The organism is Youxingia wuxianensis, assembly GCF_014385085.1.
GTDB classification, from domain to species: domain Bacteria; phylum Bacillota; class Clostridia; order Oscillospirales; family Ruminococcaceae; genus Youxingia; species Youxingia wuxianensis.
The window spans coordinates 196,027-208,168 of record NZ_JACRTD010000001.1 but is presented as its reverse complement, the minus strand read 5'-3'; the positions used below and the strand labels follow the sequence as shown (position 1 = coordinate 208,168).

Below are 12,142 nucleotides of genomic sequence, written 5' to 3'. Positions count from 1 at the left end.
CAGTTTTTCCTCCCGATAAATTAAAATCCGCTCCAGTCGGCTTGCGGCTCGTCCTCCGGCTCTACCATACCCAATTTTTCCAGCAGATCCTGCGCCGCATTATATCCCATCTTTTTCTGGCGGTTATTCATCGCAGCTACTTCAATAATAATTGCCAGGTTGCGCCCTGGTTTCACCGGAATAGTCAAAGCAGGCACGGAAATTCCTAAAATATCTATATATTCATCATCCATGCCCATACGGTCATATACCTTATTCTGATCCCATTGTTCCAGCTGGACCACAATATTGATCTTCTCGGTCATTTTAACCGCGCCGATACCAAACAACCGGCGGGCGTTGATGATACCCACTCCCCGCAGCTCCATAAAATGGCGGATATTTTCTGGAGAGGACCCGACCACCGTTTTATTGGAAACTCGGCGGATTTCCACCGCGTCATCCGCAATCAGACGATGGCCTCTTTTTACCAGCTCAATCGCAGTTTCGCTTTTACCGACGCCGCTTTCTCCTAACAGCAGGATGCCTTCGCCGTATACTTCCACTAAAACCCCATGGCGTGTTACACGGGGGGCCAACTCCACGTTTAAAAGGGAAATTAGCCCGGACATAAAAGCGGACGTTCCATCGGAAGTGCGCATAAGGGCCACCCGATTTTTTTTTGCGAGCTCAATAATTTCTTGTGATACGGGAAGGTTTCTGGTAACTACCACCACCGGCGGTTTATGAGCAAAATAATCATCCAGACGTTTCATTTTTTCCTCGTTAGGAAGGTTGTCTAAAAAAGCAAACTCCGTTTTCCCTAAAATCTGAATTCTCTGGTTGTCAAAAAAATCATAAAATCCGCTAAGCGGCAGCCCTGGACGATTAATCTCCACGGTAGAAATATTGATATTGCCGGCATCCTCTGGAAGATATAGCGTTTCCAAATTAAAATCTTCGATAATTCTCTGCAGAGACACAATAAATTTTGTCGCCATATGTCAACACCTTCTTTACACATTATGCACAAGTATACATTTTATATTATACCGTAACTTATCCTATCTTTCAAACATTTATTTTCCTATTTGGAATCATTCCCCAGCCGGGAATGATTGAAAAAAAATGCAAAATGTATTATACTTTACAAATGAATTTAAGACAGAATAAAAACTTCCGATATTTAGATAGGAGTGTGAGTATTACATGCTCAAACGGACTTTATCGGTCCTGCTTTGCCTCTGCGCTCTTTTTTCGGTGTCCGTATCCGCGCAGGATACTGCCGATCCTTTTGAAAACACCTATCATTTTTTAGATAATAATCCCCCCGCTTCCATGAGTATCCCCGTTTATTCCTTGGATGGGCGCCAGCCAAAAAAGGAAGCTAGAAATGAATTATATAACATGTTGGACCGCGGCCTACATTCCGGGTTTTCTAACCCAGCGGATTTAGGAAAAGGGATTGTTTGTCTGCTTAAATTGGAGCAGGATCCCACCAGTTATCAAAAAAATAATCTGATCTCCATTCTTTATACCTATGAAAAATTATACGATGAGGGATTGGACGGCGCTGTCTGGGGGCTGATCGCTTATAACGCTATTGACCTGGAGGTTCCCGCCAATGCCAGAAATTCGGTTTCTTCTCTGATCGACGTTTTGGTCTCCGCCCAGGGAAAAGACGGAGGTTATGCTGTGCGCCTGGACAAGGACCCGGATCCATATTTTACTTCCCAGGTGTTGATGGCCCTTGCTCCAATGAAAGAAAATCAATATGTTTCCGACGCGATTGAAAAAGCGCTGGATTGGCTGGGTAACCAGCAAAATGACGATGGCAGCTTTTCCACCTCCGGCTCCCCTACCTCCCAGGTTACGGCCAGTGTACTTACTAGCATAACCATGTGCGGAGTAAGTTTAGACGACAGCCGGTTTGTAAAAAACGGCTTTACTCTCACAGACGCTTTGGCTCAGTTTAAAAACAGCGACGGAGGTTACTCTTACAAATTGGATGGAGAAAGCGATGTAGCCGCCACCGAGCAGGCGCTGCTTGCTCTGCATACATTAGACAGCGGTCTTTCCCCTATGCTGGCGCCTGCTGTTTATCCCGGTTATGTGAAACCACAGCAGGACCCCATAGTTACTTTTATAAAATTTTTAGGTGGATTTGTCCTGATCTTTGGTCTAATCTATCTCGCACTGATTTTTACCGGCAAGATCGGTAAGAAATTCTCTCCCCCCCAGGATCCCCCGTCTTCCGGGGAAGAAGATACCATGGAGATTAACATTCCTATGAAAGCCCGGGTTCCGGATTTTGATGGCCTGGAAAAAGAAGTGAAAACGCCTGCCGACTGACGGCAGGCGTTTTTTAATACTTGATTTTTGCAATATTGGTATCGCTGGCATAATTCATAAAATTGTACATGATCAGTATATCATCAAATTCATACTGCCCAAGCAGTTCGCTCATCTTCATAGGCAGAGAGCGCAGATCCACTACAAATACCTCGTCAAAATTGTAAGTGAGGAAAGGTACAAAACAGTTTGCATAACTGTCTTTTACCACCAGTACCCGGGAGACTTCTCCCGGCTGGGAATATTGATTATTTTTTGTTTTAATCACAGTAACCCCATGATTTCCATACAGAAACGCCGCATATTTATCCCGTTTTCCCCATTGCTCCTTGTCATAAAGCTCCGGTTTCTCCTCACCTTCGATTGTGACGCTTTCCACCGGGATTTCATAATAATCGATGGTATCCGGCAGTGTGGAAAACAGCTTTGCCTTACTGTAATAGGAGCCGTAAAACCCTTCCTGCTGACGTTTATACCCCTGAAGAAGATCCAGTTCTATCGGTTCCATTCCCAAAGAACGGACGTAATTGGCATAACCGTAATAAGCGCCATAGGTGGTCCAGTGGTGGTCTGTGCGGTAATAGGCCTGTTGTCCATTCTCCCCAAAACCGCTGGGGTTATCTTTTTTCGCATCTGCAACCGCTTGCTCCATGGCTGGAAACATGTCCAGCTTGGTTAAATTTTCACCTTCCAGCCGACTGTAAATCTGATTGATATACGACTGCTGATCAATATTGACAAGCCCTCTGGGCACCAAATCTTTTAGCACTTGATAAGAATTGGGGATCAGCGCAAAAGTAACATTTCCCTCATATCCGGATAAAAACTCATTGAGGTAGCCAGTGTTAGCCTTAATTCCCCGCTCATCGGTGGTACGGTATTTTTCAAACATGTGATGTTCTTTTCCATAGACAATCCCATTGTTTTCAATTTTTCCAAGGACGCTTTCACTAACAGATTTTAAAGTAATCCAGTGGTCGCGCCCTACAAACTGGTCGTTGATATACTTTTCATAATCCAGCGTGTACTGATTGCTCACGAGGGATTTCACCGTAAATTTAGGCCGTTGAGCCAGGTATCGGTTTTCCATTTCGCTGAACTCCCGGCGGGATATAAGCATGTCCGCAATACTGCACACAATCAAAAACGCCGCAAACAGAACCAGCAATGGATATTTTACTAATTTTTTCATTCCACCGCCTCCTGTTAAAATCGGAAATATAGAAATGGGTTGTAGGATGCGTCCACCAAATAAGCAACGCATACCAGAAATACCAGCAGCGTTATCGGAACTGACAGCCATCTCATCTTTTTGGGCGCCATTTCCCCTACTTTTTTGAGCGCCGGCGTGGAAAGCACCGCCCCCAACAAAAGTACCACTCCATAATTTCTTAGGTAAAAGATCCAGTCCTCTCCTCCGGTAAAACTAAACAGGCGGGAGAAATACTGTCCTACTACTGAAATATCTGTAATCGCAAACAACACCCAGCCAAAAATGACAATCAAAATTAAATAAATATGGGAAAGTATCCTGAACTTGTCCAGGTATTTTTTTAAAAACAGCCGTTCTATACTGATAAGAACAAAGAAGTACAGGCCCCATAATACAAAATTCCAATTTGCTCCATGCCAAAGCCCAGTAGAAAACCAAACCACAAACAGATTAAAGTACATTCTTGCCGGTTTTACCCGGTTGCCGCCTAAGGGAATATACAAGTACTCCCGAAACCAACCGCTTAAGGTCATATGCCAGCGGCGCCAAAACTCTGTGACACTGCGGGAAATATACGGATAATTAAAGTTTTGCGGGAAGGTAAACCCCAGCGCCTTGCCAAGTCCGATAGCCATTAAGGAATATCCCGAAAAGTCAAAATAAATCTGCAGGGTAAACGCCAGTATTCCCAGCCAGGCCAAGGGAGTGGAGATATTCGCTGCTCCAAGAGTTTCCACCTCGCTCCACAGCGCGCCGATATTGTTGGCGAGAAGCACCTTGCTGGCAAGTCCCCGAATAAAAATCGCCGTTCCCTCCTGCACCTTATCCAGTGTAACGGTGCGCTCCCGCAGCTCAGAACTGATGTCAGTATATTTTACAATCGGCCCGGCGATCAGCTGGGGAAACAAAACTACAAAGGTACCGAAATTGATGATATTTTTTTCTACCTGACATTTCCCAAAGTAAATATCAATGGTATAGGTCATAATCTGGAAGGTATAAAAACTGATTCCCAAAGGTAGCGTCAGCTTCAAATAAGGAATGGCAGTGCCAAAAAGCAAGTTAATATTTTGCAGCACAAAATCAGAATACTTGAAAAATGCAAGCCATCCCACGCTGAAAATAATAGAAATAATAAGCAGCAGACGGCATTTTGCTTTATTTCCGCGGAAGTGGTCAATTCCAATTCCCGCAGCATAGTTAACTAAAATAGAGACCAGCATCACTGGGAAATAGCGCACCTCTCCCCAAGAGTAGAAGATCAGGCTGGCGATTAATAATACCAGGTTCTTTATCTTTTTAGGGGCAAGGTAGTATACAAGAAAGGTCACTGGTAAAAAACGAAACAAAAATAAAATGCTGCTGAATACCATGCCACCCCTCCTTTTTTGTAAATTACATAATTAAAGTGTACTGAACTTTCTTGGTTATCCAGTACACTTTAACAAATTTTTACAAGAAATACAAGCTCATCTAAGCTAAATTTAAAAACCTTTGCGAGTTTTTAAGACCCAAACGCCTCGTTAATAAATCCCTGCGCCTTTTCCATATCTGAATCGAAAGTATCGTAATCCTGGCCGATAATCACCAAAAATACATAATCGCCCTTCTGGATCACCTGTCCCTTTTTTGCCTTTTCTCCCTGGTCCGGCAGATACTGCTCAAAGGAGGCACGTACGTCTTCCAGACGCTGGTTTAAGCTTTCTGCCACCGCATCCGCTTTTCCCTCTTTGGCCTTTACCGCCACGGCATTGTCCGCGCTGGTCATAGAGCCGCCGAAAATACCATAATACTCTTCGATATCATCCGGGTTTACATGGAAAATATCCTCCAAAACAGCGTCATCTACTGTCATGGGCATCTGAATACCGATTTCTTCATTCATTTTATCAATAATCGACTGCAGGGTATATCCCTCTTGTAATATGACGGTGGAAGCATCCCCTTCCGCTGGTTTTGAATTGCACCCAGCCATTGTCGAAACGATAAGTAGAAGCGCCATACATAGTACTGCTAATTTTTTCATGTGAGAACTCCTTTTAAAAATGAAATATGGGAATTTTTCCTTACCAGCTAAAATTTCCCATTGACAACTATATAGTGCGGATATCTGCTGGTTTTATTTCATTCTATTATAGATCTTCCGATAATTGTACTATTCCCCAGTTTTTTCCCATCTATACGGCGATCATTCTAGAATATTATGAAAGAAATCTGCTGTCCTGCGGTCTTTGGGTTGGCCGAACACCTGGGCCGGCGTCCCGCTTTCCACAATCATTCCATCGCACATAAACAGGATTTTATTTGCTACCTCCCGGGCAAAAGACATCTCATGGGTAACCACGATCATAGTCATATGATCCGCCGCCAGCGCCCGCATAACGCCCAGAACTTCCGAGGTAAGCTGAGGATCTAAAGCAGATGTTGGCTCATCAAACAGCATAATATCCGGATTGAGCATCAATGCTCTCGCGATGGCTACTCGCTGTTTCTGCCCGCCGGATAAGGTGGAGGGCATCGCGTCGATTTTATCCCTCAGTCCAACCTTATCCAAAAGGGATTCACACAAAGCATCGGATTCTTCTTTTGATTTTCCAAAAACGGCGGTAGGCGCGATCGTTAAATTTCTTCTTACAGAAAGATGGGGAAAAAGGTTAAAATTTTGAAACACCATTCCCATCTTTCTAGTGACAGCCTTTATCTGCTCATGGCTGGCATAAACGCCGTCTTTTACAAAGCTCTCTCCTTCTACAGTGATCGTGCCGCCATCTACCTTTTCCAGGTTGATCAGGCATCGCAGCATCGTGCTTTTCCCGGCGCCGGACGGCCCGATAACAGCAATTACGTCTCCTTTTTCCACTTCAAAGTTCACATCTGTAAGTACATTTAAATTTCCAAAGCCTTTTTTTAGGCTGGTTACTTCAATTAACTTCAATCCATTCCCCTCCTAGTAAGCCAACTTTTTCTCAAGCCAGTTGAACACAAGCTGGAGAATGGTATTCATAATCAAGTAGATTACAAAAGCCACAACAAACGCCATGGGATTTGCCGTGCGGCTGACGGCTACCTTAGCATAATGAAGAATTTCCGGCACCGCCACCGCATACATCAAAGCGGTGTCCTTTACCAGGGTAATGGATTCGTTGGTCACCGACGGCAGAGCCACCCGGATCATTTGGGGCATGACAATGCGCACTATCGTCTGCGCCTTGCTGAACCCCAGCACCTGCGCCGCTTCATATTGCCCTTTATCCACCGCCAGCAGTCCGCCGCGGAAAATTTCCGCAAAGTAAGCGGCATAATTCAAGGTATACCCTACCAATGCAGAGGAAAAACCGGAAAGCACCAACATTTTACCGACTACCGGGAGATAGGGAAGCCCGAAATATATGAAAAACAGCTGGAGCATCAAAGGCGTTCCCCGCACTACATAAATATAAGCGTTCACAACCCAGCGTACCGGCGCGATGCGGCAACGGCTTAACAACGTAAGTACAAACCCAAGCGGTATGGAGGCGATCAAAACCACAACAAACAGGATAGTCACTACCTCTACCCCTTGTAAAAGCGCCTTCGTTGTGGTAAGAATCTCACTCATATTCATAATATTTTCCCCCGCACTTTATATTTTCCGGCTCTTTTATGCGCCTCTTTTCAGGGCCGCATAAAACAACCCGCACTCCCGCCTGAAAACAAGCGGGAGTGCAGCTATTCAGCGTGTATATTTCGTTTATCTCAGGATCATGCCTTCCTTACCGAACCACTGGAGGGAAATTTTGTCCAGGGTTCCGTCCGCCTGCATTTCATCCAGAGTCTTATCGATGGCTTCAATCAGATCGGTTCTGCCTTTTTTCGCTGCAATGGCGTACTCTTCCGGAGACAAAGTTTCTTCCAGCACCGTCATGGGCTGAGCATTCTGCTCGATATAATAGCGAGCAACCACTTCGTCCATTACGATAGCGTCAATTCTTCCCAAAGCCAGGTCATTGAGCGCCGTTACATAATCCGCATACTGTTTGTGAGCGCCGTCTTTGATGGAGGCGTAAATTTCATCAGCCATCAAAACGCTTTCGCCGGAGGAGTCTGTCTGAGCGGCAACTACTTTGTCCGCCAAATCCGCTTTGGAAGCAATGGTGGAATCGTTCATGACCACAATTACCTGGGTATTATTCATGTAAGAGCGGCTCAGCTCGAACGCTTCTTTACGCTCGTCAGTTACAGTCATGCCGTTCCAGATAACGTCGATCTTGCCGGTATCCAGTTCCATTTCCTTGGTTGCCCAGTCGATAGGTTTCGCTTCAAATTCAATGCCTAACCGAGTGCAAACTTCTTTCGCCAGGTCGATATCAACACCAATAATGTTATTGTCCTGATCGGTAAAGCCCATAGGCGGGAAGCTGGCATCCAAGCCCAGCACCAGCTTGGTCATTTCTTCTACCGGAACAGTGTCGGAAGGCGCATCTTCCGCAGGAGTCTGCTCCTCTTCTGCAGGGGCTGCGTCGTCCGCAGGAGCTGCATCTTCTGCAGGAGCATCCGTAGACGGGGCATCTGCAGGCTGTGTAGCGTCGTTAGAGCCACAGGCCGCAAATAAAGTAGCGCACATCAGTACCGCTATAAAAATTGCAAGTAGTTTTTTCATTTTCTTTTCTCCCATATAAGTCAAATTTACAGCCGGCCTTTCGCCAAGCTGTCCTGGATATTTTACACTTTATTAAAGTAAATTGCTACTCTTGTAATTCGCTATTATGGCGAATTTTCTTTCATTCCCACGTCTTTTCTCCCAAAACCTTTCTTTTTCACAAATTTTATTAGTAAGGCCCCTTCGTATTTTTACAAAGGGGCCTTTGTATTCTTTTTGTATTTATTATCCGGGGCCTTCTCCCCAGCGGTTATTCCCGTCACTTTTCTGAAGCAGCAGGATCAGAAGTATCCCCCAGCCGACAACAGGCAGCAAAACCCACAAGAGGCTTGCTCCGCTTTTCCCCGCATCATGAACCCGGCGTATGCTCAGCGTGATGACCGGGAGCAAAGAAATTAAAATATACGCCGCCCCAAACACTGCTAAGTACTGATCCAGTCCCGCTAACAGCGTCAGCGCCACCCAAATCAGAAAATGCAGTCCGAAAGCAGGCCAAAACTCTTTTCTGGAAGACCGTCCGCTAAAATTCCCCCTGCAGAACCACATGCGCATATATGCTTTCATTCTCCATAACCTCCCCTTTCCCAGCCGCCTTTCTGTTTTTATCCTATTTCACTGATATCCACATGATATGCGGCGCCGTCCAGAGAAACGTTCATTACCTTGCGGGAAAGGATTGTGCTGCTATCCAGATTGTCCCGAATAAAACGCAGCGTAGTCAATCGTTCCACATACAGCTGCTGTGCCGTTCGGATATCTACAGGTGCGAAGCGCAGAGTATCCCCTGCTTTAAGCTGTGCAATCAGCGGCAGATCCACTGTAATCACTGTAGCAATTTTCGTATATCCGCCTGTAGTCTGCCGATCGGCCATCATAATAATCGGTTTCTTATTCGGGATCTGTATCGCTCCCAAAGAAATACCATCGGAAATAATATTTCCGTCTGTCCCAGGCTGGTACTCAATCTCCGGGCCCTCCAAACGGTAACCCATTCGATCGCTGTTTTGAGTCACTTCATATTCATAGGAAAATAAAGTGTCTATCCCATCCTTTGTAAAATGGTCGTCCTGAGGGCCCAGCACCACCCGAACAGTAGGGTGGGAAGAATATTGGGGCCCGCATTCCTTAGGCACAAACCGGTGTTCCATGTTGGGAAGCCAGGTTTTAGGCGCGCAAAATTTTATTATATCCCCATTTTGCGCCGCTCGGCCATGAATTCCTCCCATTTTCCCTTTGATATAAGTAGATTTGCTGCCCATCACCTCATCTACATCCAGCCCTCCGGCAAAAGCAATGTATGCCCGGCACATCTGCATCCCGCCGCCCAGCGCTAAAATACTCCCCGGCGCAGCGTAGTACGCACGGTTATTTTCAATAGGCACATTATTTAACACAGGAGAAAAATCTCCGCCGCTTAAAGCGAAAATATTTCCTGTATGAAATTTCAGCGTACATCCCAGGCCGGTAACCTCCAACGCCTCCGAGTTGCGATGGTTCCCTACCAGGATATTAGCGATATTCAATGAATACTTATCCATTGCCCCAGCTACCGGGACCCCAAATCTTTGATATCCAAACCGCCCGTTGTCCTGGACGGTGGTCAAAAATCCTTTATTCAAAAATTCAATCAATCCAATGTCTCCCTCCCAGGGCAGCTAGTTCCCCGCCTGTTTTATCCGATCAAACTCTTCCTGGGTGATCGGTACAAACCGGATACGCTGTCCGGCATTTAAAAGAATTGGCTCCTTGCGTCCCACATCAAATAAAGCCAGCGGCGTTTGCCCGATCAGCTGCCAGCCGCCCGGACTGTCAATAGGATAAATTCCTGTTTGGCTCGCGGCAATTCCCACCGATCCCGCCGGGATTAACGTTCTTGGGGTAGAAAGCCGCGGCGTGGCAATACGCTCGTCCATTCCGCCCATATAAGCAAAGCCAGGGGTAAACCCCAGCATATAAATTAAGTAAGTAGGTTTTGTATGGATATCAACAATTTGCTGCGGGGTCATTTTATGATACTGGGCGACATAGTCTAAATCCGGCCCGTACTTTCCACCGTAAAGCACCGGGATATCCATAACCTCGCTTTCCGGAATACTTACATTATGCAGATGCTGAATAATAGTATCCAAAATTTCAATTAGGCTGTCGTAACCGATAATATCCGGCTCATAATGAACAGTCACGGAGCGGTAAGTAGGCACCAGTTCTGTAATTCCCGGCACTCCATATTCCTCGATCATCAAGCAGAACCCTCGGATTTGAGTATTGATCTTTTCGCTGATTTCGTCGCCGAACTCTACCGTCAGCGCCCGATCAGCACATAATAAATAGTTTACTTCTACCTTTTCCAATAACCTGCTCCACCTTACTTACAAATATCATGCAAAGGCGCAATACAAATTCCTTCTTTGATTAGCCGCTCCCGAATGGTGCGGACAAATTCCACCGCGCTGCTGTTGTCCCCATGGACGCAAATAGAATCGCATTTTAAATTGATCTCTTTTCCCGTAAAAGAAACCACTTTTCCCGTCTTAATCATTGTGATCACTCGGGAAATCGCTACATTCGTGTCATGTATAACCGATCCCTCCATGCTTCTTGGAGCAAGGTTGCCGTCGTCGTCATACGCCCGGTCGGCAAAAAATTCTTGCGCCGCCTTCATTCCCAGCTCCTCAGCGGCTTCAATCATCCTGCTCCCCGCCAGCGCCAAAAGGATAATCTCCCGGTCAAAATCATAAATCGCTTTGCAGATAGCCTGCGCCAGCTTTTGGTCCTTCCCAGCCATATTATAAAACGCCCCATGGGGTTTTACATGCTGGATAGTCATACCGTTCGTTTTAGCAAAAGCGTAAAACGCTCCCAGCTGATATTTCGTATAAGCGTACGCTTCTTCTGTAGAAATTGCCATATTCCGCCGGCCGAATCCCAATAAATCCGGAAAGCCGGGATGCGCGCCGACAGCCACGCCGTTTTCCTTGGCCAGACGGATCGTTTTCTCCAGCACTACCGGGTCCCCCGCATGCCAGCCACAGGCAATATTCACAGAAGAAACAGACTGTATCACCTGTTCATCCAAGCCAATTTTATAATTGCCGAAGCTTTCTCCTAAATCACAGTTTAAATCTATCTTTAACATGACCTAATCTCCTTTGTCAATCGGACAGCTGACTGTTCTTCACATCCGTAATAAACATATAGCCAGGCGCGTGGGTAATCACAATGGATGGTTTCACATTCATTACCACCGCCTGCGGCGTAACCCCACAGGCCCAGAAAACAGGGACCTCCCCTTTTCTGATCTCCACGCTGTCGCCAAATTCCGGCTTATTGATATCCTTAATCCCAATATGGGATGGATCGCCTATATGAATAGGAGCCCCATGGACTTTAGGATACCGGGCGGTAGTCTGTACTGCTTTAACTACCTGCTCATAAGGAATAGGGCGCATACTGCACACCGTAGGTCCGCAAAAAATCCCGGCAGTTTTACAGGAAATATTGGTCACATACATAGGAACATTGCACCCCTGCTCTATGTGGCGGATGGATATTCCCTCGTCAATCAGGGCAGATTCAAAAGTGAAGCTGCACCCGATAAGGAAACTGACAAAATCTTCCCGCCAAAACTGTTCCACATTCTTATATTCCCCTGTCATAATCCCATTCTCATATACCCGGTAAAGCGGAAGATCTCTGGCAATGTCGCTGCCGGGCGCGGTCAGCTTAAACTCCCGCGATCCCGCGTCGCTTACCTCCAATACCGGGCAAGGTTTTGGATTGCGCTGGGTAAACAAAAGAAAATCATATGCCAGGTCTTTTGGCAGAATGACCAAATTTCCCTGGGCATAGCCGCCGCACATACCGGCAGTAGGTTTTACCAGAGTTTCCTGTCGGAACATTTCCCTTACCTGTTTTGGGCTGGCCGCGTATAGATTTTCCATCCGTTACCCTCCATAACA

The 12,142-nt window shown here is 46.0% G+C and carries 13 protein-coding genes; 1 reads left to right on the top strand and 12 read right to left on the bottom strand.

Features of this window, described 5'->3' with window-relative positions:
• Positions 1 to 20: 20 nt before the first annotated feature.
• The gene (gene hprK / locus H8705_RS01020; protein WP_262394019.1) at positions 21 to 980 is read right to left on the bottom strand and encodes an HPr(Ser) kinase/phosphatase; all 960 of its coding nucleotides are present in this window, start codon (positions 978 to 980) and stop codon (positions 21 to 23) included.
• Between the two features lie 208 nt (positions 981 to 1,188).
• On the opposite strand from hprK, the gene H8705_RS01015 reads away from it, so the two are divergent.
• Positions 1,189 to 2,331 (top strand): prenyltransferase/squalene oxidase repeat-containing protein, encoded by a 1,143-nt coding sequence (locus H8705_RS01015; RefSeq protein WP_262394018.1) that lies wholly within the window; start codon positions 1,189 to 1,191, stop codon positions 2,329 to 2,331.
• Positions 2,332 to 2,344: 13 nt separating this feature from the next.
• Here the strand turns inward: H8705_RS01015 and H8705_RS01010 are convergent, their stop codons facing one another.
• From H8705_RS01010 to H8705_RS00960, 11 genes are all read right to left on the bottom strand, one after another.
• Positions 2,345 to 3,523, bottom strand: a complete 1,179-nt coding sequence (locus tag H8705_RS01010; protein ID WP_262394017.1) for a DHHW family protein — start codon at positions 3,521 to 3,523, stop codon at positions 2,345 to 2,347.
• 14 nt (positions 3,524 to 3,537) lie between these two features.
• Positions 3,538 to 4,917, bottom strand: a complete 1,380-nt coding sequence (locus H8705_RS01005; protein WP_262394016.1) for an MBOAT family O-acyltransferase — start codon at positions 4,915 to 4,917, stop codon at positions 3,538 to 3,540.
• Positions 4,918 to 5,048: 131 nt separating this feature from the next.
• Positions 5,049 to 5,570, bottom strand: a complete 522-nt coding sequence (locus tag H8705_RS01000) for a DUF4358 domain-containing protein (protein ID WP_262394015.1) — start codon at positions 5,568 to 5,570, stop codon at positions 5,049 to 5,051.
• A 162-nt stretch (positions 5,571 to 5,732) separates the two neighbouring features.
• Positions 5,733 to 6,479, bottom strand: a complete 747-nt coding sequence (locus H8705_RS00995; RefSeq protein WP_262394014.1) for an amino acid ABC transporter ATP-binding protein — start codon at positions 6,477 to 6,479, stop codon at positions 5,733 to 5,735.
• Positions 6,480 to 6,491: 12 nt separating this feature from the next.
• On the bottom strand, positions 6,492 to 7,148 hold the full coding sequence (locus H8705_RS00990) for an amino acid ABC transporter permease (RefSeq protein WP_262394013.1): 657 nt from the start codon (positions 7,146 to 7,148) through the stop codon (positions 6,492 to 6,494).
• Between the two features lie 126 nt (positions 7,149 to 7,274).
• Entirely contained in the window at positions 7,275 to 8,183 is a 909-nt protein-coding gene (locus H8705_RS00985; RefSeq protein WP_262394012.1) for an amino acid ABC transporter substrate-binding protein, read from the bottom strand.
• Between the two features lie 225 nt (positions 8,184 to 8,408).
• Positions 8,409 to 8,747, bottom strand: coding sequence for a DUF805 domain-containing protein (locus tag H8705_RS00980; protein WP_262394011.1), 339 nt, complete (start codon positions 8,745 to 8,747; stop codon positions 8,409 to 8,411).
• 38 nt (positions 8,748 to 8,785) lie between these two features.
• Positions 8,786 to 9,814, bottom strand: coding sequence for a 5-oxoprolinase subunit C family protein (locus H8705_RS00975; RefSeq protein WP_262394010.1), 1,029 nt, complete (start codon positions 9,812 to 9,814; stop codon positions 8,786 to 8,788).
• A gap of 24 nt (positions 9,815 to 9,838) precedes the next feature.
• Positions 9,839 to 10,534, bottom strand: a complete 696-nt coding sequence (gene pxpB / locus H8705_RS00970) for a 5-oxoprolinase subunit PxpB (protein WP_262394009.1) — start codon at positions 10,532 to 10,534, stop codon at positions 9,839 to 9,841.
• A 14-nt stretch (positions 10,535 to 10,548) separates the two neighbouring features.
• Positions 10,549 to 11,319 (bottom strand): LamB/YcsF family protein, encoded by a 771-nt coding sequence (locus H8705_RS00965; protein ID WP_262394008.1) that lies wholly within the window; start codon positions 11,317 to 11,319, stop codon positions 10,549 to 10,551.
• 16 nt (positions 11,320 to 11,335) lie between these two features.
• Entirely contained in the window at positions 11,336 to 12,124 is a 789-nt protein-coding gene (locus tag H8705_RS00960; protein ID WP_262394007.1) for a putative hydro-lyase, read from the bottom strand.
• Positions 12,125 to 12,142: the final 18 nt, after the last annotated feature.